Origin of the sequence: Salmonella sp. SAL04157 (assembly GCF_046551635.1) — a bacterium.
Lineage (GTDB): Bacteria > Pseudomonadota > Gammaproteobacteria > Enterobacterales > Enterobacteriaceae > Salmonella > Salmonella enterica.
Genome location: NZ_JBGDVS010000007.1, coordinates 35,952 through 57,175 on the forward strand (window position 1 = coordinate 35,952; position 21,224 = coordinate 57,175).

Consider the following 21,224-nt stretch of genomic DNA (forward strand, 5'->3'; position numbering starts at 1 on the left):
CCATCATTGAGCAAAAGAGATCCTTCACGTCCAGCCTCCCCGGACAACCACTCTGATGACATAACAATGACTCCTCTGATAGTGGTAAAACTGGTCACTGGGCATGGCCATTGCCCGTGGCTCAGAATTGTTTTTTCAGGCCGCTTTTTGTGGACAAAAACCCCGTGCCTCATCCAGCCTGCGGGCCACCCGGATCGCTGCCTCAAGCTCACTGCACTGATACTCGCGCATCAGCCGCTGACGTTCTGCTTTTTCTTCTTTTTCAGTCATACCCAGGGCGAGATACAGACTGGGAGGCACAACCCGGAACAATGCCTCAACCTGCTTCGATAAAACGACGCCCTCGGTATAACAGTTTTTGAGCTTACTGGCTGATCGCAAAATAACTTTTTGCTCCTCGCTGAGGGTTTTGAAACGGGCAATCTGCTCGACCTCATCGGGAGGCATAACCAGGCACAACCACCATTCAGCCATGTTCAGCATTTTCTGCGCAATATCAGGAAAATCCTCGAGGTTCTGTGTCGCCAGCCACAGCCATGCCCCCAGTTTTCGCCACATTTTCACAACCTTGGTCATATAGGGCGACAACAAAGGATTCGTCGTGGAAATATGGGCTTCATCAAATACGGCCACAATATCCCGGGCTGTTCCCTGGTCACGTTCGGCGATATTGTTAATCGTGTTAATTAAAGAGACCATCGCCAGCGCCATTTGAGCACCGTAGCCTTCACGAGCCAGATGACCTAAATCGATCAGTGTGACATCAGCTTCTGGCCATGGTGTTCCCGGACGGTTGAATAACTCTCCCTCAAAACCCTGAGTGAACATGGCCATGGCTTCTGCCATCTCAGCAGCACGATCGCGACGGGACTGATTCCGCATAGGCTCGCCATTTGCACCAATGGAATTATCACGTGAGATATTCCACAGGGCAGCCTGTAAATCCTCAGCCAACATCTGATGTCCGTCCTGATATGTTTTCTCCGCCGCCATCATGATAGCTTCACGAATAAGACCGCGGTCAGCCCGGGTCAGACGCTCCTCCTCCCGCTTCTCGCCACCGGTGATCATCATCCGGGCTGCAATTTCCATTTCGCCAAGAATGTCACGCTCTTCACTTTCATCTTCTGCGCTGTCGGTATTGGCTGGCTCCAGCTCAGGTAGAGCTTCCTCAGAAACCACGTTTTTCTTTGGATCCACTCGCATTAAGGAATGAGCATCAGCAAACATCGGTAAAGAAATACCGCAGCCAGGTTTGATACTCAGTACATTTACGCTCAGTCCCAGCCCCCGGAAATACTCCGCCAGCAAACCAAAACTGTTGCCGGCTTCGGCAATAAAGAGGCGTGGACGATGAACGGCCATTAACTGTGATAACGCACTACATAAGGTGGCTGATTTACCCGCCCCGGTCGGACCAAAAAGCAACAGGTGAGCATTCTGCGTTCTGTCCAGACTATTTAAGGGATCAAAAGACAACAGTTCTCCGCCACGGTTAAAAAAACTAAACCCGGGGTGACCGGTTCCCTGGCTGCGACCGGTCACGGGAAGCAATCCAGCCAGATGCTGAACCCAGGTCAGGCGGGTATACCAGTTTTTTTTATCCAGTTGCGGGTTAAAACACATAGGAAGCGCACGCAAATAGTCATTCAGTGGCGCCACTTCGTATTCAGGTTTAGTGGGCTGGAGCCCCGCAGTCAGCAATGTAGCGGTAAGTTGCTGTATTTTTTTATTCAGCTCACTGACATCAGGTGCCCGCATCAAAAAAGTTATCGATGCACGATAAAGTTTGTGACGCATACCCAGCAAACTCTTCACCTGCTCCACATCACTACGGGTCCGTCTGGATTCTGTGTTCTGCCCTATTGCATTTTTACCCAGCGTGTCAAACCCGGCTTCCAGCGTGTCCTGAGCCTGAGCCACAATAGTAAGCGACACCATTGTGCCTTCAGGCAATAAATCCATCAGAGTATTAATATTATCGCCACGTTTAACCTCCCCCGTCAGATGACCGGGTCCCGGAGGGCGACGCAATGTTTCAACAGGAACGGCACGATGCGCCACATTATCAAACCACCACACACCATTTCGGGTATCAGAACGTGGAGGGTTAAACCACAACGTCTCAGTGAAATCATTGCCAAGAGGCAATGAATCAGGTGCATCATCATAATAACGAGCCTCCCGGTAAAGCGTATCTTTGTCTATCCAGTCGGGCTCAGGATTGAAGTGACGTAACAACCATCGATGTATCTGCTCGCCATTCTGTCGGACACTCAGAACGCCGGCTGCAGATAAGGCTGAAGTCAGGCGTTCACAAACCTGGTTGAGAGCGGCAACCGGCGAATCATCTTTGTAATTCGCTGGCAGGTATCGATATACCACCATCCTGACGGAACGATTTTGTCCCCGCCAGGGAACCCCAGTGACAAGTGAATCAGTGAACAAACCTTCCGGCCGGGTGATATTTCGCAGATGCTGTTCTGTTTCAGCCAGCCAGGCCTTCGTAAATGCCGTCCCCTGAGCATGCGGTTTGATGTAACTGGCTAACCGATTCATATAGGCACTGAAGTCAGTTTCATCCTGACAAAAAAACTGTACTACCCATGGGTTAGAATCAAACTCTTCAAGGCTGTCCTGAAGTGCATCTTCAACCGAATCCCTTATTTCTTCCAGACGGGCAGCTGTGCGCCCCTCTGATGCCACTGGCGATATACTGTATACCGCACCGACAGACTGGCCATCGTCAAGCAGCAGACATTGTTCGCGACTCAGGTACTCGGCCCAGGGCAAAAAATCAATAATGGACGGACGGGTTTCGTATAAACGGGATTCATCAGCGTGACTCATCATGCCCGGGCGTTTCAGTGGGTCACGGCCATGAACAGCAAAGTCACTTTCCGGTAACTCGTCAGGCTCCCGGGGAGAAGATGACTTCTGCCTGTTTTTGTTAAACAAAGAAAAGCTGACCATCACAGTGCCTCCGTCCGTTCACCAGGAAGCGCATACTGGGTTTGAGCATAAAAAGGAAAGACAGTGCTGTAGCCAGGAACAGGAGTATTTCCATTAGCCAGGTGCGGAAATATGTACATCACCATATCCGGATTAGGTAACCGGGGGAAAATCTGGCTCAGCTCATTCTCCTGAGTGCGGCTGTAGCTTTCATCAATACGCCCTGAAGCCAGTGTTTCCTGAGACGAAAGACTCCGCCTGAGAGTCTCCCGCCCTTTGACAACGGCGTGAGATGTCGGAGCATTCCCCTGCCAGAGCTCCATCATCGAACTGTCTCCCGGAGGCAATAATTCATCTTTGCTGGATGAGCATCCGCCAAGCGCGACACTGAACATGCCCGCTATAAAAAATAAAACGGGAGTTATTTTCACTGTACGTGAAGTGATTTTCTGATTATCAGTCAAGACCATAATGGCCTCCTGTTCCGGGCAAGCTAAAGTCATATCGAACCTTACGACCATGGTCTTCATAATCAACGGCCAGTTGACGAGTAATATGAATAGCGACATTTGCACCAGGTGGGACATACACCGCATCAAACGTCTGTCCGTAACGTTGTTTAACCCAGTCGGTAACTTCTTTAAATCCCCCTCCCAGCGTCTGCCCCAGGACCGCCTGCCCCGCATTGCCGGTTAAGGCTGATGTCACCCCACCATTCACATTGTTCTGAGTGGTATATTGATTTTGTGTTAACGCATCACCTGCGGAGCTTCCCATCCCCAGTAACGCAACCGTTGGCAGATAAGTTGAAGCATTAGATTTGCGCTCACCACTGATACAGGGAATTCCGTTGTTATCTGATATCCAGCCAATGCTGCCCCTGTCTCGGGCGTTGTCATTATTGTTGCCCTGAGTGTTTGCTACGGGTCTGGGAAGTGTTCTTATACGTCCATCGGAAAAAACAAAAGTGATCGAATGTATCGTTCCTTTGACACACGAAAGCACCATATCCCCTGTAGCTGTCCCGGAAACAATAGCCCCTTCAACATCGGGCAATTCGATACCGTTTGCAGTTAGGTTATCCTTACCGATCAGGACTTTAAATGGATAAGGATCGGTGACTTTGTCATTAATTGGTATACGACCAATTAATGCCGTCATCGCCTTACTGCCTACCAGGGTTGAGTTCTCAGGCAATGTATAAACAGGCCGTGTATCGGACTCTGCACCGTTTCCGTCCAGTTCCTGCTTATTTTTAACAACGCGATCGTACTCAGCTCGCTGACGACTGACGGGGTTATCATCCAGAAAAGAGGTGGGAAAGGTGAATTTATCATTATCACTCTGGCTTTGACCCTCCGTCTTTTTAGCATCCTGAGGAGATATCCAGATCACCTCCCCCTGAGTTGCAGAGGGTGCATTCTCTGGATCCAGTCCAAGACCAACCGGGAAATCGGTTCCTGAAGAAGAACCTGTCGACACCATGCCAGTGTTTTGTCCCTGTGATTTCAGTGTTCCGGTCAGGTCATTGAGCTTCTCCAGTAAGGACGTTTTCTGTTTTTCAAGAGCCTCATTCGTTTCCTGTTTTGCGGCATTTACAGCATTTGATATCTGGAGTCCTACCGATGAATTCTCACCCTTGAGCATATTATTTTCTGAAATGAGTGCCTTATTTTGCTCATCCAGCACAGCCTGGCGGGCCCGGACATCACGCAACGCTCCAATAAGTGTACGTAGCGTGTCTGCTGACGTATCCCCCTCAATACCCAGTGCTTTCAAATCATCCTGGCTCAACTCAGTCAATACATTAGTGGTTTTAGCGGGTTCAGGTTCAGTAGTACCTTTTGAACCACAGGCTTTAACGCCAATAAAACAAACCACCACGATCAATACTGGAAGTAAAACCTTCATCAGGCCATTGGCTTTAATTTGCATGCTGTTCCCCTTTTTTTACTGCCGGCAATAGTGCAGGTTCAGCAATAAAGGCATTCTCCGGGCGCCCTCTGATCACAAGATAAAGAGTTGTTGTATCTTCAGGCGTACCAGCCGCCCCAAGCCAGCGATGCTGGAAAGTCGCACTGACAAACGATCCTGATAAAGTCCGGGCATCAAGTATCACTTTGGAGGAAGAACGATTCCGGATTTTCAGTGCAACAACATTCAGTTCCTGAATACCCCATGCCCCTATTGGCGAAACAACTACATTCTCAGACGGATATAAAGTTGTGAGTCTCGAGGGAAGGCGTAAATTTACCGGATGAATTCCGGGTACAGCTTCAACAGTGCGTAGAGGGGCATACAGACTTTGTGCAGCATAACGAGTCAACACCACTGGCAATGGAGCACTGTACACCGGCGTTTTTCTGACAGTCTGATTTTTATCTTCTGTATCCAAAGAGGCGACTGGCAACGAAGAACCGGTTTCCATTCCTTTTTCGCTCACCGATAACACTTCTCCCGAATAAACCAGGCGAACAGGTTCAAGCGTCTTATTGTCATTTTTGGCAGCAATATCCAGTAATATAATCTCGCCCGATTCAACATCCTGCAGTTGAAGTCGGGTCTGTTCAAAAGGTTCGCTGGCCTGTAAATAAACCGTACCACCGCTGCTTTGAACCCTCAGCTTACCTTTGAGCATTGCCGGAAAACCTACACGAACGTTGCGGTCGACAAAGACAATTCGCTCATGGTTAACAGAAAGTGGAATAAGCAGAGGGATCCGTTCCCATTTCATCAGCTCCACAGCCTGTGTTGATGAAAACCATAAAAGGAGAATTATCGGCCACCATTTATACTTAAAATTAAGGACTTTAAACATCGCCATTAAAACATCCCCTTTTTCTCTGGCTCAGGGACCACTGCAGCTTCAAGTCGTTGTGGGACGCCTTTATAGCAATCAAGCGCCAGACCAAAAGCATTGCGCTCCGGATCACCTTCCCAGCGGACAATATGCAGGGGGTATCTGGCCAGTGCCCGTTTTACAGGTTCTGTGTGATAGTATTCATCGACTACCAAATCCAGACTGACCTCCCAACTGTCATCGCTCTCAATAATGACACTTTCAGGTTTGTAACCACGTTTGGGGATCTCATAAACGACACGAACGCGATCAAGCAACTCACCTTTTTGACTCCGTAGCTCAGCATCCTTATTCAAAAAATCCTGGCATGATGGCGTGAGATAAGGGCTCAACTGGGCAATTTTCATCGGATAGTCTTTTTCTCCGTCCTTCGGCCAGGCATTAATTTGCTGAAAAATATAAAAGGCAAAACTGTAGACCGTACCCGGAGGGACCTCCCACCATTTACGCGTACTCCCGCTGCGTAAATCTGGCGGGTTATGTATTGTCAGGTCACTGGGCGCCCGCATCCATCCTGTAATAACCAGAATCAATAAGAGAAGCAGAACTCCACACGCTAATCTCAGGGTCAAAATATGCTGATCGCGATCCTTCAGAGCATGGCGAAATCGGCTCATATTCCCCCCTTGCGTACAGGCTTACTCCTGCGTAATGACCAGCGTCGATCATGACGGACCAGAACTTTGCTCCCGATACCAATATGGCTCAGTATTTTTTGAATCCGGAGGTAGAGGTAAAAATTGGGTTTATTACGTTTAAAACGAACCAGAAAGCGTCCACCGATAAAAATTAATATCAATGGAGTGATAAGAGTACAGGTTGGAATAATTGGCCAGCCGATCCCCGTTACAAGCATCATTATCAGAGACAAAATTAAGCCTGACACGGCACCAATAAGTGCTGCATAGCCCAGTTCTGGTGTTGTAAACCCTCTGAAAACTACCGTTTCGGCATTCAGCCTGTCCGGTAAAAACTCGATTGTTTTCATGAGGCCACCTCAATTCAAAATCTTCGCGGCTTCAGTACACAACCAGACAATGACAACGAGAATAGCTATACCGACAACGACAATCGCAACAAATTTACCCCATTCTGCTTTACCGGAGCGTATTTCTGAGAATGTCGCCAGAATAGCGCCGGAAACCATATAAAATCCAACAGCACAAATGATTAGCCCCATCAGGACGAGAAACCCCGAAAACAGAAGCTTGATCGTTTGCATCATGTCACCCCCACCGCCCCCACCGGGAATATTGACCGTAGGTAATCCTGCATGAGAGGAGAAGCTCGCCACCAGTAACAGCAGAATCAAAAGACAGGGAAGTGGTACTCTTAACCCATGTTTACTCTTTGAAAGCATCATGTTTTCCTTTTAACCAAACAAATTATTCAGCTGGCGAACATCCATACTGAAAACACAACCAAAATGGCCGTACTGATAAAAAAATGGAGAGCATTTTGCTCAGTGACTTTTCCTGCCCGCCATCCACGAAACACAACTAAAACAGACCAGGCAAACCACAAAAAAAGAACGCTCAGAACAAAACCCAGAACAAACTTATTAAGTACCGTAGGATCGATACCTGACCCTGCTTTAAAAGCGTTTGCCTGTTCAGAATTCATAGCCATCAGGGCTGCTCCTTCCTGTATTGTCCGACAAGAGAACCTTTGTCTCTTGGCTGTGCCCGGGAAGGCTCCAGATAAGTTTCAATCCCCTGCTTCATGGTTTTCAAATCGCGTGTTGCCCGCTCATAGTCGAAGAAGAAACGCCCGTCAGACTTGTCCTGTACCGCTACAATTTTCGCGCGTTCAAGCGCAGACTGGACCTGGTCCAGCTGCCTGAGAGCGAGGGCAAGTTCATCCTTTTCAGCTGCACTGGCCATCACTGGCAGAGAGAACAAACTGAGGATGAGTAAAACCCTTAAAGGTCTGGAAGATAATTGACATCTTTGCATTACCACCTCTGTTTCATGGAGTACGTCTGTCACAACAGAGTGGCGAAATCAGGGAGGAGATGCAGCAGGAAACTCTTTATGCTTTTTTGAAATTTATATCCTCCCGCGGGGCTGGTGCCAGCCCCACAGAGAAGACAGTAAGTCAGCGGTTGACCCTGGCCGGTCACAGATATTTTTTGAATGCAGATGTCACTACAGTAACCGCCAGTCCCAGTAACAATGCCCCGGGCAGAAGTAACAGATTTGGATAAATCGACGCCGGCCATGACAAGTAAAGTAAGCAAGGGAGATAAACAGCCGGTTTAACAAACCGTTTGGCATGGTGATAAAGAAAACTCGACTCATAACCCGCCCCGTAACGTCTCAGGTCACGACGACACAACCCGTCTATCACAGCGACGATGATAACCAGAACAAATAACGGAATGGATAAAACAAGAATTAATACCCTGACGGCAAAAACGACGGTGACATAAACCAGCGCAAGCAGATAATCGCTTAACGCTGATAATAACCAGGCCTGCACTTGTCCCAGAAAAAAAACAACAGAGTCGGAACTGCTTATTGTCTCCCTTTGTTCTTTCTGAATCCAGGTGAGTAATCCACTGTCCACAAATGCCCACTGGTAAGCTGACGAAATCCAGCCCATCGTAGTTACTGATGGTGAAGAAAAAATAAGGCTTTGAGTAAAATCTGCTGATAAATAGCCAAGTTCTTTATTCATAACGGACTGGGAATGCAAAGCTCCCTGATCTGACCAGAAAAAAAACATTCCTGCCCATTCAATAAAAACACCAGCCATCCAGGATACCAGCAGAAAAGCCAAAAGCCTGACTGGCCAGATCCACAAAACAAGGGTCAGCAGACCTGGTGGCTTGCGCGGTGGTGGAGAACTTTGAGAGCTGTTTTTTTCTGTACTCATAGCGCATCCACCAGATTATCTCCGGGGAGCACACTCCCTGACCACCAGGTGTCTCCCGTTCGGTAGTGTTTACGCATTGTAGTGACAATACTCTGCAGGTTTACCGGCATCATTTCATCATCAACAGATGCCGGCAGCGGCATACGAATCTTCCATAATCGCCCTCCTTCCAGCAGTGCAAAAGCCTGCCCTTTAGGTAAATTCATTACTTCTGCAGGAGATAAAAGAGGAACACGTGTACTACTTACTCTGTCCTGAACGTTGGATGTGAAATCACTCCCCTGATCCGGATTGGATATATCTGTCACACCGGAAACCAGTGTTTTTGTATAAATTTCAACTTCAGGTAATTGCGTTGTCAGCAACTCAGCTGTCGTTTTCTCTCTCACACGAAGCATAATCATATTATTGAAATTGCCTGTGACCTGGGCAGCTTTAGCTGCATTACCAATTTTGGCCTCAATATCTGACCAGGTCTGGGTATAGGCTGTAACTTCAATACCTGCCCCACCGCCTTTATTTATCATCGGAATGAATTCTTCTCCCATTAACTCATTGAATTCATCACAGTGAAGACTGATGGGTAACCGCTTGCTACTCCCTTCGGGCATATCATCAGACAGTCCGAACTTATAAATATATCCAGCTGTTGAAACCAGATCGGCAAACATACTGTTACCTACCGCAGAAGCAACTTCAGAATCTGAAAGAGCATCAAGACCGACGTAAACAACACCGCCTTTCCGTATAATTTCCTGCCAGTCTATTAATGGGCGCGGATCATTCATATCACTGTAGTCAGGAGATAATAGTGCCGCAGTTTTGCCTGTGGTCAGTTTTTCCAGAAGAGGTAACAATGAAGCGACTATTTTATCGAAATATGTTCGATCATAACGTACAGCGCTACGCAACCCATCCAGTACGGGATCGTATATTTTTTTGCCCTGCTCACTGGATAATGCCACTTCAATGGCCATAACCCGAATAGCATTAACCTGTCCCTGCATCGTACGTGGTAAATCATCCTCAGTCAGGATCCCCATCTGGTTTTGAACCATCAGCCACAACTCCGGAGCCTGTTGAGTCAGTAACTTCTCGGCATAGGTCTCATAAAGCTCTGCAATATTTGTTACGTACCGCAGGATAAGTGAATAATCAGGTCGCAAACCAAGAACGACAAGAGCACGAGCGATGATATTGACAAAGCGCCATGCAAACTCTTTAAACGCAGCGTTATTTCCTTCTCCCCCAAGCTGCCCCGCAACACGTGAGGCCACTTCAGATACACGTCCAAAACGGCCGACTGCATTATAACGGGCACTGATATCTGGCCAGCCAAGATGAAAGATATAAAACTCGTCGCTACGCCTAGCTCGTTTCGTCTCAGCCCACATTCGTTTCAACAGATCAGCATCACCTTTGGGATCAAAAACGATAGTGACATTTCCTCTGCGAATATCCTGCGTGATTAACAATTCTGCCAGACGGGTCTTACCAACTCGTGTCGTTCCTAATACAAGAAGATGTCCAACGCGCTCGGTCAGACTCATCAAAACATTATCTTCCTCCATCTCGACACCATGTATCGCCGAATTACCACCAACAGGGGGTAATGGGCGTACCGGATTAAAAAATGAATCTCGCCTTGTCAGGCTACATAACCCAGGGAATGTATATTCATACCGTCGTTCAAACTGACGAGCCAGGGAGTAGAAAACTGACGGCTTCAGAAAGGGAGCAACTTCCGGCCGTTTCGTCTCAAGCAAACGTTGGGTATGCTTTTGCTCCCACATAAAGCCTTTCCCCAGAAACAAAAAATGTCGGCTTACCGGTATAGATTCACTGGACATTTGATACCGGGGTAACCGACGGATATTGCGTCGATAGCGCAAGATGCGCAAACCCTGACGAGTTCTGATTGTTGTGAAAATGGCAAAACCGGCTGCAGTCACATAACTGACCTGTGGTGCTAACGCCATCGACCATGGTGCGACAACCAGAACAAAAGTGGCAGCCCCGCCAGCAGCAGCTGAATAGAGCTCTACTGCTGGCCTCAGTAACGCCTCCATGACATAACGGTTACTCATAGCTCCTCCTTTCACACTGTTATGTAATAACCGGCTGCCCGGCAACTGACTTTGTTACTGACCGGTGGTACCAGCACTGGCGCCCCGCCAGCAAATCAAGTAGTCGCTGCCCGCTGATCAGTTGTATTGTTCGCCAGCACTGCAGGTAATTAACGCTTTTTCTACCCGTCCGCCCTGTATGAATAAAAAATCCACAACATTGCTCCCGGGTAATCAGCTCTCCGAACTCACGTATATGCTGCGGAGAAATAGTCCGTCTGTAGCGTTTTGCCTGAATTAACCAGCGCTTTCCGTCAATAAAAACCTGCCCGTCAAGTCCGCCATCGCTACTGTAGGTCTGGTTTCTCACAACCAGGAGTCCCTGCCTCTCAAACGCCAACAACAGCAGCTCTTCAAACACATACGGGTTAATTTTTCGAAGATACTTTAGACGGGCCCCGTCTGAATCAAGCGCGGTCAGACGGCACAGCACACGCTCCGCGTTCTGTCGGTAGCGCCGGTGCCGGTGGTCGCGTGCGGACGGCATTTTCTTACGCCATATGGCAGGAATGAGAAGACAGAAAAGTAAAAGAAGAATGGCTGTGATCATGAGAGCACCCTACTGGGCCAGACCGGTGGCGGTAATCAACACCGGGTAGTGGTTGAGATGCAAACGACGCGCTATTTCGCTTGCTGATGCCGGCAGCAGAATGACATCAGGTATGATTTGCTGAAGTTCCGACAACGCGTCCTTATCGCTGACATTCACCACCAGACCTGTAGCATGAAGTCGCTTAAGCTCATCACGCCGCAAAGTCAACCACTCGTGTGAAAGCGAATCATCCCCAACAAGAAAGACCGGTGTCATGCCGTTCAGATTTAACTCACGGGCTTCCACTTTCCCTGCACGCATTTCCGGTGTGGTAACGGGCAGCATATCACTTACATCCGCAGGGGCTGCGGGTACAGACGCGCCCGTGGCGTTCAGTGACCTCGGCGGAGTGAACTCGTTGTTCTTATTATTGATGGCATCAAAAAGCGGCTCTGTAGGTTCTCCGCCAAGATCAGCAATCACATTGAGTGCTGCCATCGATGATGTTGTCAGCAAAACACTGACCATGAATGTCCTGAAAAAAAAACAGACAGAATTAAATTTCACTGACGGGACTCCCTGGGTTCAACCCATTGCAGTTCACGGCTGTAGTGTGAGAAATGGGGCTGTGATGGCGATATCTGTGCGATCTGAAGTTCGGAGTACGCTACAGGCGCGTTTAAATCCAGTGTTGCCAGCTTGCGTTTCACGATGGACTTATAGATTCGTGCTGGTTTTCCACCTGAAGGATGGTGATAACATCCCGCGGCCTGTATCCAGCTTCCCGGATTGTTGTCATAACAGGATTTAAGAATACGGGCGGCAACCCGAAGGTTGGTATATGGATCCAACGCTTCGTAGTAACTGCTGAAATAAGTTCCATTCCAGCCCAGGTTAACCTGCGCGATCCCAACATCAATCCGCTTTAATGGATAGCGACGCATGAACGACAACATTGCGTCATACGCTTCCTGGCGGGTGTTATACCGATACCCTTTCCCGGCAACATTGAGTGTCCACGGCCACGGTCGCTCTCCATGCGGTAGTTTTCGGGATGTTTCTGCAAGAGAAACGGAATACAGGGCTTCAGCGGGTACGCCGACTTCAGTTGCCACAAGGTGGTAACCCGGGGGAATTGTTTGCAGACCGCGTCCCTTTTCTGCCGCAGCTGCACTACCAACACCCCCGATAAGAAGGATCAGAACAGGGACGCTGTATCCGACTGCTGTCAGAATGCTGCGATTTGCCATCCGGATACTCCCTGCTGAAGCATAACCGGCATATATCCCTGACCATACTTCAGCCAGTTGCCGTTATCGTGGTTGAGGGTAATCTGCCGGCTACGAACTTTATCGACCGGAATATGATGTGCAAGCGCCCACTGGCGAATAGTGTCATCACTGCCGCCACTGTCGACCAGGTAAATATCAACCGGACGGTTGTCTGCCAGAACCGCACTTACTCTGGCATCGCACGGTACACAGTTGCGCTTCACAAATAACGCCACTCTTCCCTGTGTATCATGGGCAATACCGCTGGCATTGCCCATGTTTACGGAGAGAGTATTGGGATAAAGGCGTTTCCAGGCAGCATCCACTTCCCGCTGAAAGGCCAGCTCCTTTTCAACCCGGGCATACTCTTCCTTCACCCACATTTCAGCAAAACGCCGGCGTTCGCTTGCCGAACCGGCCTCCAGCCCCAGTGCCATCAACGGGTCAATGCCAGGTGACTGTAATGCTCTGGGACCTTTAAGTACCTGTTGATACTGCTGCCATTCTTTTTCGCTGAGTCCCCATGCCGTTCCCGACGTCTGCGTCCTTCCTTCTGTAGTCGTATTTTGCTGCTGGGGTGCGCTTACACTGCGGCCCGTACTCACTGAAGCCAGAGCAGGCAGACTTACGATAACAGCCAGCATGACTGACGCAGTCCACCGTCGGGGGCAATTTAACGTTGATTTCATCGGTTTCATCCAGTATTTCTCCCTGACTCAGAGCGTTAAACGTTGTGCCTGCCCGTTAACCTGAAACTCAGCCTGGTTACCGCTGATGTTCACCAGCATCCAGCCTGACAGACTCTCTCCCGGGCTTACCATGCGCAGCTGTGTCCAGCCACTGTTCCCCGCCGGCAGAATAACGGCGTAAGCCTGCCCTCCCCTGCATTCAATACTCACCAGAGTGAAAGGCGGCTTAATGACCCGTGGTTTTGACGACTTTTTTGCGGCAGACTGTCCACCTCCGGGTGACGGGGTCGCCTTCGTGGCAGTCGCCACAGTGCGTTTACTCCACGTGTCTTTCCAGGACGCGAGGGTATCTATACGCGAAGTCTGCTCAGTCAGCGCTTTATGAACAGCGTCGAGCTTCATGCCCGTTTCATCCTGTCGGGCAACAGCCCTGGCAGTCGCCGCCTGAGTCTCTTTAACCTCTGTAACCAGCGAAGAAAATTGCTGCTCAAACGCGGTGAGTCGCTGCTCCTGCTCACTCAGCCTGAGCTGCCATTTTTCTCCCTGCAGTTTCGGAACGAATTGTTGCTGCCTGTCTTCTATGGCCTGCATACGATCGGGAAGTGTCTGCAGCTGTCCGCTGCGGAACGCCGCATCAAGGGTGGTAAGCTGTATCTGCTGCTGACGTACTGTCAGCCAGAGGATTAAGACAGCGCCCAGTAATACGCAGTACACCAGAGCGGATGACACTTTAAATATGAGGGAACGGCGGTCTGAAGAAGGATGCCACAGACGACTCCCCTTTCCTCCCAGTCGGTGTGCAGCTGACTGTGCTGAAGTGTCTGTTGTAACAGGGCTTTCCGACGTATCAATAGCCGGTCCGGCAGGTTCAGAGAGGTGAGCGGATAAAGGTAAATCATTATCTGACGGAATATCGACAGAAGATGCCGTCGTTGTCGCCATGGTATAAGTCCTCCGGAAAACGGTTTTCACCATGACTATGCAAAAACAGTTCAGCGGATACGACAGACAAATCAAAACTGAAAAGTGAAAATAAAGGGATCCAGATTGGCGTCAGGAACACAAAATGGCAGAGGCATGATTGCCAGAGATGGAACGCACTATGTAGTATAACCTTCAGAACAGATTCAGAGGTTATCAGGAAAAATAATGAAAAACACTCATGATAATATAAGCGCCGCCCTGGAGTCTTTCGGTAGAAAACATGACAGGGTAAAAATACTATCGGAATCCAAAGAGTTATTGGATTACTTTCATGCTAACACAAGAAGTCGCCCAATATTCTTTTGGTTATTGATTTTAAGTTTAGCCGAATTCTGTATTATGACAGCTCTATTTAACATCATGAAAAAAAATATAGCAGCAGGACTTTATGATGTCGAACTTTTCATGAAATTCGCAGTTATGTCTGTTATAATTTTAATGATGCCAGCCATTTATCTTCTGGTGAAGCAAAAAAGTCTAAGCAGAATGGATGACATAATCATAGAACAATGTATTAAAAAAAACGACTGGTCTGTTCCAGCATTAAAAGCATCATCAACAATAATATCATCTGTTCAGGGTTCTCTTGAAAAAAGGCTCAACACCTTCAAAATCATCTGCGGAGGATTTGCCTTTATCATTGTTCTTTTCACTAATAAGATAACAACTGCTATACCTTATGACATAATCAACCAGATTTTATCTGATACCTATCTCACTGGTATATCTTTCCTTATCATTTGCATCACAGCAGCAATTATCATTTATACATATATAGAATTTTGCTATTTAGTTTTTTACATCGGACACTGTTCAAAAATAAAAGCTTCAATTGATTTTCTTATTTCTATATCAGAGGAGGACTTTTCAGCAAAGAAAAAGCAAATAAAAAGAATCTAACTGAAGCCAAAACTATAAGCATAAGATTTCCCAAAAATAACAGTGTACCTAAAAACAAAATGACGAGTACGACACCTCCAAGATCTCCGTGTAACAAAGCACTTATGCCTGCTAAATCAGGTATTAAATTTACCATCGTTCAGCCTCTTGAATATATGTGCAGTATGAAGATAAAGCGTTGACGGGGCTCTTTGCCGCCCCACACCCCGCAGACTGCGTCGCCGGCATTCCCCGTCAACGGGCAATGCCGGCGACGCAGTTATGATCTTCCTGTAATTCATCACTTCAGCCCTGCGATGGCCGACTGCCAGTTCATGTAATCATGCTGCCGGCCTCAATACTGGTATCGAAATGGATACAGCGAATATAGCGAAGCGCCGCCTCCAGCCCCGAAAAACCGGTACGCTCTTTTTCCCTGCCATACACCCGCTTCATCACGCTGACCGCCTGAGTCCGCGCATCCACCATGAGGGACAGCGCAAATTTATCGCGCTGCGGCTGGCAGATACTGATTTCCCGCTGGCCCTGGCTCCCGGCTTTCAAGAACGGCAGGATAAACTGCACACCGTGAAGCTTATACTGCAGTTCGGCTTCACTATCCGTCCTGAACCCCAGCCAGACCACCCGCTGGCCGGTTTCCATGTTAATCATCGATGTCCCGAGTCCCAGACGTTCCAGACCATCGCGCGCCAGCTCATACATCACTGAACTCCGGCTTTCATCGCCGTCAAGCAGTGTCAGCCAGTCAGGCGTGTCGCCCCATGAGGCCACAAGGGCACAGTCATACCGGTATTGCACGTCAGCCTGAGAGTCTTCAGCTGCATCCAGCCGTTTTTCTGCTTTCTCCATCGCGGTCCTGTATCTGGCCGTTACCTTACGGGCGGCAGTCAGTTCAGCTTCAAGCAGCTCCAGGTGCGTGGCGGCCTCTTTTTTCCTGGCAGGTTGTGTCATTGCTGTTTAATCTCCCGCATAAGGGGATACGCTGATAGCGCCCCCCGTAATTGCATTTACAATCAGAACGTTACGCTCAGCTGTGCCACCGCACCATATGTGCGATCCGTCCCCACCAGGCCGGTCAGGTCAAGATGCATCACATCGAACGGGGAAATACCAATACCGGCGGTGAAGGCACTACCTTCAGAGGAAGCCATATTCTGGCGATAACCCGCGCGCAGCTGCGCCCATTTCCACGCATTGAATTCAGCCCCCAGGGAGGCAAACTGCCGCTTTTTGTCCGATGTGAAGCCACTGGCCGGGGTCAGGTCAACATCGAGCGCCGTTGTCACCAGCGTGTTGTGCCATGAGGCGCCAGCCGTCGCCTGAGGGCGAATTTTGAACGTTTCTTTCAGCCCGTTAACTTCTTTTGTATCGATACTGCGCGGAACAATATTCTGAGCAACCAGGCCCAGTGTCCAGTTAGCGTTCAGGTCAGTGGCAAAGCCAATGTCGGCGTTAAATCCAGTGGAAGTGTTGCGGTAATCACTGCTGCGGAAGTCATGACTGTCATAGTTCTGAATGGTGACATTGTAATTAAACAGGTCAACACGCTGGTATTTTGGGGTCACACCCACTGAGTATTTAAGCCCGCCAGTATTAAACTCCCGGGCTATCGAAATACCTACATCACTAACTACCGCTGCGCGGCCATAGGCACGGGATGTTAGCGAATCACGGTCAGCGTCAGTCGGGATAATTTTGCCGTTGGCCACATCATCAAGATACTGCAGGTCATGGTCGCTGACTTTGCCGTCCACCGTTGCCGTTCCCCACGATTTCACCATCAGTGCAAAAGGCGCGACATGATTCGGTACGGTTGCCACCATACCCACACTGGCCTGCGCACTGGCATGCGTGTTTTTGAATTTCAAAAGCTGCTGCTTCAAATCAGCTGCTGAACCCGGTGACAATTCGCTGTCATAGCGATCCCAGGCATCTTTTACATCATCCACACCCTTCTGAAGATGATCCGGATCTGAAACCTGCGCACCGACAGACGGCAGAATAAGACTGAAATCCTCAGAAGCCCCAAAATGCGTAAGCAAAGCAGGGTTTGCGAGTGCCGCTGTTCCGTAATGAGATGAGGCCACGCCGGTTCCGCCCATTGCGTCATTGCGGGCATCCATATAAGTTGTTGCCGCATTCGCAGTTCCTGATAAAGCGATAAGAACAGAGAAATACACCAGAGAATACTGACGAGATTTAAATTTCATTTTTCATCCTTAATAAATATACATACGCTACATTTTTAGATATATAGGTGCCCTTACCGATGTTGAATCGGAAAACTACTGGCGAGTTTTTTATTTGAAAAAAAGGAACAATCAGGGAATACCTGGATATTCACCCTTAGGTTTATCGAATATCATGGCAGGAATAACCGCTCCATTATCCAATGCCTGCATTTGTCGCGCTGAGAAAGTAAAATAACGCATGCGGATAGGAGGATATTTTTCTACTTTATCTTTTGTATACCCGCCGGGAGTGATACTGGTTATACGCCGCAATTGATTATATGCCTGCTGAACCTGCCCATCTTGCCAGTCTAGTGCCTGATATACCCTGAGGATCCCGATCGGCTCACCTGAAATAAGGGGGCGATAGCGCAGACACAACCCCACACTTTGAGGTTTACGCCCCTGCTGCCAGAAGAAAATTAACTCAACCGGATCCACTGACTGAATTGACTGCAGACGGCATAACAGAGAGGGAGTCTGCACAGCCCAGTCGCGCTGCCCGTCAGCCATATCTACCGGATAGGAGGAGTTTCCCAGCAACCAGTTAACATCTACATCAAACCATGTCGACAATTGCTGCAGCAAAGGTTTGTTCAGGAGATCAAGCGTCCTATCCTGACTCGCTAATACACTGGCCCTTATTCCCCAGGAAGCCAGTAGCTGTGCCTGTTCGATAACATTTAATCCATGAGCATCCAACAGCAGACAGAATCGCTCATAAAGTGTGGACGTTCTGTCCGCTATACTCTCTCTCGCCTCTGCTACAATGCCATCAATACACATACCAAACATAGCGGCCCGGGATATACCCAGATGCTCTGCGCACCTGTCCAGAAATACCCGAGTTTCCGGCCGTATTCTTACTGAAAACTGTGCACTGGATGCAGGTACTGATGCCCCCGATTCAAGTGGTATTTCACCAGATCGCATTAATGCAATTAGCGCGTTATAAGTTGCATTCATATTGACAACCTTAAATATTTTACTGGATACAAAAGAGTGAAATTCAACTCATTTCATTTTTTCAAGTTCTGCGCCCCAATGTAATAGAAAGATTAATCTCATTTATTCATCAGGTATAATGAAATATTTCGATCGGTTTGATCTAATGTATGAAGAAGATTAAAACCATGTCGACGTGAAATCGACAGAAAAATATAATTCTGAAAAAAAGATTTACTCCGGCAAACGATGAATGACTACCATTATCCCCTCTTCAGAAGGCAGTTGAATAAGCCGCCACTCCTGTAGCAGCATTTGCGCAACAATAGCAACACGTTCCCAGCGCGGAAGCGTAATGGGAGCGATCCGACAGCGATATCCCGTCCTGTGTGAAAGAACCTGACAGGCAAGCGCTACCTGGGCTGACCGCATAAGATGTGAACGGAAAAAAACGGGACACACCGGCCGCGCCATCAGGGCTGTCTCCAACGCCTGAACAAATGCCTGGTGATAGCGTCGGGCCTGGCGGCGGTTCATCGCCCCCACCCGATCAAGCAAGGCAAGATGTATAGCCCAGTATTGACGGCGACGATGCGTTACACTGAATACAGCAAACCCTTTCCAGGGCGTGAACAGCGCAATTAACGTAAAACACGGGCAATACAGCGCCAGACAGAACATCACAAACAAAGCGTACTCCACCCCTCCGTCCTTTTTTGCAGATAATGAACGGCAGCAGCGTACCTCCTCAACGACGAGAATAAATCACGTAAATGACTATCCGTAACGGCAAATTTATCAGGCAGCACTCAAAAGAGGATGAATCATTACCCGCTCATGCTTGCCTTCCGGCAAATCGCCGGGGCGAGGCACACGCTCTCCCCGCTGAGCCGCATTAGCCAGCGTTCGTAGCAACAGAACACCTGCAGCCTCCAGCGCACTTTCCCTCGATGCCGCTGACACTGAAAGATTGTCAAAATCGGGTAGGTGAACACGAAAACCACAACAGCCATCTGATCCTTCATTAACGGACTCAATACAGGCAGGATAAGGGACAAAATACGGAGCAATCTTTTGTGTTTGTCTTCGGCGAGCGTCAAGTTTACTGACAAGCTGGTATGCTCTGAGATGGGTATAACGTCTGAGCATATTCAGGGAACGGTGGCCGGAAATAGCCGCCACTTCCATAACGTTGAGTGTTCCCAGTTCAAACAGTCGGCTAATCGCTTCATGACGCAGATCGTGAAAATGGAGATCGACGATATTCAGGCGCTGCAGAGCCACCCTCCAGGCACTTTTAAAACCAGATGATGAATAGTGAAAAACATTGCCGCTAAGTGCGACCATCATTCCCTGTAGCAAATGGCGAGCTTTGCGGGATAAGGGAACATCTCGCGAACTGCCGTTTTTTGTCATTGGCAGATGGGCAACGCCATGCTGCAGGTCGATATGCTCCCATCGAAGTGACAAGATCTCTCCTTGTCTCATCGCTGTTTCAATGGCGAGGTGAAATATGGCGTGAAGGGCTGGATTCTGTTCCTGGAAGTAGCGGGATAAGCGCCGTTCCTCTTGTGATGTTAAACGTCGATCCCGTCCTCCTGATATTTTTGGCTTACGAACCATTTCAACGGGGTTAGTTCTGCATGTTCCCCACTCTACGCTGGCCAGATTATACAGTGATGACAGTAAAGCGAGTTCGAGCCGGACTGTGTTTCCTGAAATACACCGTCCGGTACGCGTATTCACCTGAGACAGCCGTTCATCGCGGTAAGACGCAATATCCACTGTTGTGATTTCATCCATCATCTTCTCTGCCAGGGGATGTCGCTGAATGACCCTAACACGATAGAATTCCTGCTGATGCCCCCGTTTATGCACAGACACAGTGGCGTAGTACTTTTCAAGGGCTTTCGACAGAGACATTTTTTTTATGCGTTGTGGGCGAGACATTGCAGATACCTTTGCGAGAAGAATTGAGGTTTTTCTCCACCGTAACGAAAAACTCTAATTCCCTCAATAAACGTAAGGACATGCGTGCCAATCCGGTCTGTGGCGAGAACTGGAAGGTTACCCCATCGGTAGTCCCATCCCATGGCCCTCTGTAACACCTCCCCCTGGATATTTTTTAATGGCCGGACAACGCTTTCCCTGCGGCTCTTATCCCGGACTTGCTCGTGTATACCCTGGGTGCGTTTTACCCGATCTTCGGGGGGCTTTTATCCGGGGGTGGGATAATGGACGAGGTCTTGATAACGGAAGAACGATTTTGAGTTATCAGGCTGACCAGAGCGATATGATCTATAACCCGGGTGGACATCTTCAGGGACATCACAGTGGGATGGCCCATTATTATCATACTGACGCTCGTGAAGTCAGGCCCAAAAATATTGCTTTTAATTACATTGTAAAGGCCGGTTGATCGCGCTAAGAAAGCTGTATCTCGTCTGTATCAATGGCAACTTATGTCCAAGCTGCCTACGCTATGTTCTTTCGATGAGCACATCAAATGAAGCAGTGAATACCCATATAGTAAGGTGAGTATTGAGTTGCGTTCGTAGCTCGCCAGTTCATATAACCGTTCTCGTCGGGGCCATCGGTAGGAATTAGTTCAGTAATGGCCAACTCGCGGCCGTCAATGCGGTATGTATTAATACATAGTTTAAACCGCCCAAGATTTACTGTTTGCCCAGGCCAGACCTGGAATGTCCCCCCGATTTTGAATGAAAATTTAATGCCTTGCCAGATACCGGATTGGCACGTTTGCCCGTGCCAATCCGGTATCTGGATTTCTTACCGGCTGAATTTCAATATTCAGACATTTAACGTCGGTAAAAATGTAGGAAATCAGTACCTAGGA

Annotated in this window: 22 protein-coding genes and 1 pseudogene; 2 read left to right on the forward strand and 21 right to left on the reverse strand. The window is 48.6% G+C overall.

Translation table 11 applies throughout. The features are described from left to right. Positions 1-135: 135 nt before the first annotated feature. The 16 genes from ACLJRE_RS15980 to ACLJRE_RS16055 all read right to left on the reverse strand — a co-directional run bounded on the left by ACLJRE_RS15980 (position 136) and on the right by ACLJRE_RS16055 (position 14,249). On the reverse strand, positions 136-2,973 hold the full coding sequence (locus tag ACLJRE_RS15980) for a conjugative transfer ATPase (RefSeq protein ID WP_057520019.1): 2,838 nt from the start codon (positions 2,971-2,973) through the stop codon (positions 136-138). Further along, a complete protein-coding gene (locus tag ACLJRE_RS15985) occupies positions 2,973-3,422 on the reverse strand; it encodes a TIGR03751 family conjugal transfer lipoprotein (RefSeq protein WP_000244536.1) in 450 nt (149 codons plus the stop codon). Before ACLJRE_RS15985 ends, ACLJRE_RS15980 begins: the two co-directional genes overlap by 1 nt. Next, positions 3,409-4,887, reverse strand: coding sequence for a TIGR03752 family integrating conjugative element protein (locus ACLJRE_RS15990; protein ID WP_410957456.1), 1,479 nt, complete (start codon positions 4,885-4,887; stop codon positions 3,409-3,411). The genes ACLJRE_RS15985 and ACLJRE_RS15990 overlap by 14 nt, the downstream gene beginning before the upstream one ends. After that, on the reverse strand, positions 4,877-5,776 hold the full coding sequence (locus ACLJRE_RS15995; protein WP_193834677.1) for a TIGR03749 family integrating conjugative element protein: 900 nt from the start codon (positions 5,774-5,776) through the stop codon (positions 4,877-4,879). The genes ACLJRE_RS15990 and ACLJRE_RS15995 overlap by 11 nt, the downstream gene beginning before the upstream one ends. After that, a complete protein-coding gene (locus tag ACLJRE_RS16000; RefSeq protein ID WP_057521411.1) occupies positions 5,776-6,429 on the reverse strand; it encodes a PFL_4703 family integrating conjugative element protein in 654 nt (217 codons plus the stop codon). Before ACLJRE_RS16000 ends, ACLJRE_RS15995 begins: the two co-directional genes overlap by 1 nt. Then, positions 6,426-6,800: a TIGR03750 family conjugal transfer protein gene (locus ACLJRE_RS16005; protein ID WP_071953587.1), complete on the reverse strand. Its 375-nt coding sequence runs from the start codon at positions 6,798-6,800 to the stop codon at positions 6,426-6,428. The genes ACLJRE_RS16000 and ACLJRE_RS16005 overlap by 4 nt, the downstream gene beginning before the upstream one ends. Before the next feature lie 9 nt (positions 6,801-6,809). Further along, a complete protein-coding gene (locus ACLJRE_RS16010) occupies positions 6,810-7,175 on the reverse strand; it encodes a TIGR03745 family integrating conjugative element membrane protein (protein ID WP_223228898.1) in 366 nt (121 codons plus the stop codon). 26 nt (positions 7,176-7,201) lie between these two features. Beyond that, positions 7,202-7,441 carry a TIGR03758 family integrating conjugative element protein gene (locus tag ACLJRE_RS16015; protein ID WP_001251281.1) on the reverse strand — a complete coding sequence of 80 codons (240 nt, stop codon included), beginning with the start codon at positions 7,439-7,441 and terminating at the stop codon, positions 7,202-7,204. Further along, positions 7,441-7,767, reverse strand: coding sequence for an RAQPRD family integrative conjugative element protein (locus ACLJRE_RS16020; RefSeq protein WP_057521413.1), 327 nt, complete (start codon positions 7,765-7,767; stop codon positions 7,441-7,443). The genes ACLJRE_RS16015 and ACLJRE_RS16020 overlap by 1 nt, the downstream gene beginning before the upstream one ends. Before the next feature lie 163 nt (positions 7,768-7,930). Further along, positions 7,931-8,689: a TIGR03747 family integrating conjugative element membrane protein gene (locus ACLJRE_RS16025; protein ID WP_071953589.1), complete on the reverse strand. Its 759-nt coding sequence runs from the start codon at positions 8,687-8,689 to the stop codon at positions 7,931-7,933. Then, the gene (traD, locus tag ACLJRE_RS16030) at positions 8,686-10,776 is read right to left on the reverse strand and encodes a type IV conjugative transfer system coupling protein TraD (protein ID WP_220573949.1); all 2,091 of its coding nucleotides are present in this window, start codon (positions 10,774-10,776) and stop codon (positions 8,686-8,688) included. Before traD ends, ACLJRE_RS16025 begins: the two co-directional genes overlap by 4 nt. Before the next feature lie 19 nt (positions 10,777-10,795). Then, positions 10,796-11,365: a restriction endonuclease gene (locus ACLJRE_RS16035; RefSeq protein ID WP_057520012.1), complete on the reverse strand. Its 570-nt coding sequence runs from the start codon at positions 11,363-11,365 to the stop codon at positions 10,796-10,798. 9 nt (positions 11,366-11,374) lie between these two features. Then, positions 11,375-11,875, reverse strand: a complete 501-nt coding sequence (locus tag ACLJRE_RS16040) for an integrating conjugative element protein (RefSeq protein WP_410957457.1) — start codon at positions 11,873-11,875, stop codon at positions 11,375-11,377. A gap of 35 nt (positions 11,876-11,910) precedes the next feature. Beyond that, positions 11,911-12,597 carry a transglycosylase SLT domain-containing protein gene (locus ACLJRE_RS16045; RefSeq protein ID WP_071953591.1) on the reverse strand — a complete coding sequence of 229 codons (687 nt, stop codon included), beginning with the start codon at positions 12,595-12,597 and terminating at the stop codon, positions 11,911-11,913. After that, the gene (locus ACLJRE_RS16050) at positions 12,576-13,307 is read right to left on the reverse strand and encodes a TIGR03759 family integrating conjugative element protein (protein ID WP_057520072.1); all 732 of its coding nucleotides are present in this window, start codon (positions 13,305-13,307) and stop codon (positions 12,576-12,578) included. The genes ACLJRE_RS16045 and ACLJRE_RS16050 overlap by 22 nt, the downstream gene beginning before the upstream one ends. Positions 13,308-13,334: 27 nt before the next feature. Then, positions 13,335-14,249: a hypothetical protein gene (locus tag ACLJRE_RS16055; protein WP_410957458.1), complete on the reverse strand. Its 915-nt coding sequence runs from the start codon at positions 14,247-14,249 to the stop codon at positions 13,335-13,337. 207 nt (positions 14,250-14,456) lie between these two features. Between ACLJRE_RS16055 and ACLJRE_RS16060 the strand changes: the two genes are divergently transcribed. Then, positions 14,457-15,191, forward strand: a complete 735-nt coding sequence (locus ACLJRE_RS16060; protein WP_304988597.1) for a hypothetical protein — start codon at positions 14,457-14,459, stop codon at positions 15,189-15,191. Between the two features lie 312 nt (positions 15,192-15,503). Here ACLJRE_RS16060 and ACLJRE_RS16065 read toward each other — a convergent pair whose 3' ends face one another. The 5 genes from ACLJRE_RS16065 to ACLJRE_RS16085 all read right to left on the reverse strand — a co-directional run bounded on the left by ACLJRE_RS16065 (position 15,504) and on the right by ACLJRE_RS16085 (position 20,317). Further along, positions 15,504-16,142 carry a hypothetical protein gene (locus tag ACLJRE_RS16065; RefSeq protein WP_071953594.1) on the reverse strand — a complete coding sequence of 213 codons (639 nt, stop codon included), beginning with the start codon at positions 16,140-16,142 and terminating at the stop codon, positions 15,504-15,506. 62 nt (positions 16,143-16,204) lie between these two features. Next, positions 16,205-17,401, reverse strand: a complete 1,197-nt coding sequence (locus ACLJRE_RS16070; protein WP_071953595.1) for a conjugal transfer protein TraF — start codon at positions 17,399-17,401, stop codon at positions 16,205-16,207. A gap of 111 nt (positions 17,402-17,512) precedes the next feature. After that, the gene (locus tag ACLJRE_RS16075; RefSeq protein ID WP_071953596.1) at positions 17,513-18,388 is read right to left on the reverse strand and encodes a hypothetical protein; all 876 of its coding nucleotides are present in this window, start codon (positions 18,386-18,388) and stop codon (positions 17,513-17,515) included. 213 nt (positions 18,389-18,601) lie between these two features. Continuing rightward, complete coding sequence (locus tag ACLJRE_RS16080; protein WP_071953597.1) at positions 18,602-19,069, reverse strand: hypothetical protein; 468 nt, start codon at positions 19,067-19,069, stop codon at positions 18,602-18,604. Between the two features lie 96 nt (positions 19,070-19,165). Then, positions 19,166-20,317: a site-specific integrase gene (locus ACLJRE_RS16085; protein ID WP_071953598.1), complete on the reverse strand. Its 1,152-nt coding sequence runs from the start codon at positions 20,315-20,317 to the stop codon at positions 19,166-19,168. A gap of 82 nt (positions 20,318-20,399) precedes the next feature. Here ACLJRE_RS16085 and ACLJRE_RS16090 point away from each other — a divergent pair. After that, positions 20,400-20,786: pseudogene (locus ACLJRE_RS16090) on the forward strand (phage tail protein); the annotation flags it as partial. Positions 20,787-21,224 lie beyond the last annotated feature (438 nt).